At 58.7% G+C, this 2,725-nt stretch carries 2 protein-coding genes; both read left to right on the forward strand.

Going from position 1 to position 2,725, the window contains the following annotated elements; genetic code table 11:
* Positions 1–109 precede the first annotated feature (109 nt).
* Positions 110–1,171 carry an aromatic ring-hydroxylating oxygenase subunit alpha gene (locus AC1DX0_RS34220; protein ID WP_477224674.1) on the forward strand — a complete coding sequence of 354 codons (1,062 nt, stop codon included), beginning with the start codon at positions 110–112 and terminating at the stop codon, positions 1,169–1,171.
* Positions 1,172–1,522: 351 nt separating this feature from the next.
* Entirely contained in the window at positions 1,523–2,179 is a 657-nt protein-coding gene (locus AC1DX0_RS34225; RefSeq protein WP_477358773.1) for an outer membrane protein, read from the forward strand.
* Positions 2,180–2,725: the final 546 nt, after the last annotated feature.

A 2,725-nucleotide genomic window follows, 5' to 3' on the forward strand; every position in this document is an offset into this window, starting at 1 on the left:
CTGCGTTAGAGCAAAATTGCACACCGGCTTACAGGCTGTGCGCAGCAAAGCCAAAGCCTTGCGATGTCGCCCCGCTTACGACAGGATTGCCGCAACTTGAGGTTAGCCTATGACGCCAGATACCTTGCGACCCGACCACCCGCCACTCGACACTCCGCCCGTGCAGTACCTGAACTTGGACCCGTCGTTTTATGTCCGCGATGATGTCTGGCAGCAGGAACGGAGCAGCATCTTCGCGCACACCTGGCAGTTCATGGGGCCTGTCGGCTCGGTCGCGACGTCCGGTCAATACCTTGCCATCGACATCGCCGGCACGCCGATCTTCGCCATCCGGGGCCGGGACGGGACCTTGCGCGTATTTAAGAACGTGTGCCGCCACCGGGGGGCGAAACTTCTGGCCGATGGCGCGGGCAAATGTGGGCTGATCGTTTGTCCCTATCACAAATGGTCCTACGCCGACACCGGACGGCTGGTGCAGGCCCCGTGGTATGGCAAGGATCCAGCAATCATCGCCGAGGACTGGCCGCTGGAGACGGTGCAGTTGTCCGAATGGCGCGGGCTGCTCTTCGCGGCACTCGACCCGAAGGAAAGTCTTCTGGATCAACTTGGCTCTCTGCCCGCCGAACTGGCGGACGAGCCGTTGGAGACCTATGCCGCCACCGATCAGGCCACTGTCAGCTTTGCGGCGAACTGGAAGATCTACACCGACAACTTCGTCGAGGGCTACCACATCCCTGGCACGCATCCGTCGTTCTACGCGGCCATCGACTTCGAAGCTTTCCAGACCACCGCTCATCCCGGTTATGTCCGGATGACCGCACCGCCAAAAGACGGCCTGTTCTATCGCGGCAAATGGCTTTGGATGTGGCCGAACTGGACGCTGTCGCTTTTCGATGGCGGCATGAACGTTAGCCGAATCAACCCGACCTCACCGCATCACACAGACCAGCACTACCATTTCTTCTTTGCCGACACCTCTGCTGAAGCATCCGAGAGCAGGGCGAAATCTGTGCAAGGCACCCTGGCCGTGGTACGCGAGGACTAYACCATCTGCGCCGATACGCATCGAAACTATGCCGCAGGGGCCTATAGCTCCGGCCCGCTCTCGGGGCGGCATGAGCGGGGAGTGCAGTATTTCCAGGAACGGGTCGCTGCGGCRCTGGCGCTGTGACCGCCCTGGCGTCCCTGTCCGCCGGAGAGTGCTCCGGCTCGGCGCCGGCACGAGAGCCCCTGGCCAGTCGAGGGTATAGGGCGGGCACGGTCAGACGAGTTACGAGCGTCGCGGCAATCGGAGCTCGCTCAATGCGGAGAGCAAATCGGCGAACGCGGCTTTGACGACCAAGTTTAGCGGCGTTCTTACCGGCGGGACCGCCGAGTAGTTCATATTCGTCGATATTGGCGAAGTCCTGCCGGACGCTTGTGCCAAAAAGGCAACAGAAAATAAGTTTCGTATCTCGCAAACGTGAGCAGGTTTGCTGATTACAGCCTGTTATTTTGTTTTTGATTTGGCGAGGGATTTAACATGAAGTCGATACTTCTGGCAGCTAGCATGGTTGCTGGGCTTGCGACCGGCGCCATGGCGGCGGACGCTGTGGCCGAGTTACCGGCAGCTTCATCATACAATTGGTCGGGAGCCTATATCGGCGTTCATGCTGGTGGCGGATGGGACCATGTTGATTTTGACTTCCTGCCCGCACCCGATCCTGCCAACCATAGCGGTAGCGGCGGTCTTGGCGGCTTGCAGGTTGGCTACAACCTCCAAACCGACAACATTGTTTACGGCGTGGAAGCCGACATCTCGGCAGCGGGCATCAACGGCTCCACGGCGTGCCCAAACGCGACTTTTACCTGCGGTTCCAAGGTAAGCATGCTCGGCTCCGTTCGCGGCAGACTCGGGCTGGCGATGGACAATCTGCTGATTTATGGCACCGGGGGATTGGGTTACGGGACCATCGATATCTATGACCGTAACGCTGGCGGCACCACGTTCGACACAAAGAAAACGAAAGCCGGTTGGACCGTGGGCTTGGGCGCTGAATACGCCTTTGACCAGCATTGGACAGCCAAGGCAGAATACAAGTATTTCGATTTGGGTTCGGATGACTACCTGACCGATAGCCCTGTCATCGCCAAAATACAGTTACATACCGCTGTCGTCGGTGTGAACTACAGATTCTGATCACCGCGATCCCAAACAAGCCGGCCACACTGAGGAAGCAGTGGCCGGCTTTTGTTCCGATCGAGACGTGCTTGGAGTGATCGACAGGGACGGACCGAAAGCTCCGGTCGCTCGGAATGTCCCAAAAAAGCCCGCGACTCTGAGGGAGAACAGCGGGCCAAGTCATGGAGTGCTGGGATCAACCAGCATGGCTCAACGAGCGGCGGAGGGGTTGGTTTCACCGCCTCTGTAGCCCCCAAAGCGCGTTCAGCCTTTGCCGCCGTTCAGCACCGTGTGAGCCCTGTCTCGTTTCGGGACAAAAAATACTGGCACCGGTTTTGCATTGTAGATATTGCCGGTGTTCCTCCCATCGGTCCTGATCGCGGGGATCAGGAAGTAAACCTTCGCCGGGATTGAGGGATTGGGGTTCCTCGCCCGGCGAGTTTTCTTTCAATGGCGAGGCGCGCCTCAATGCGGCAAGACGAAGCCCACTCGGATTTGGAGCATATTAGCATATCCTTGTATTCGGTTGAAGCAGGATCATGATGCAAGGGGGTTTTAAGGGGA

The organism is Mesorhizobium sp. P3_A9 (genome assembly GCF_056402975.1).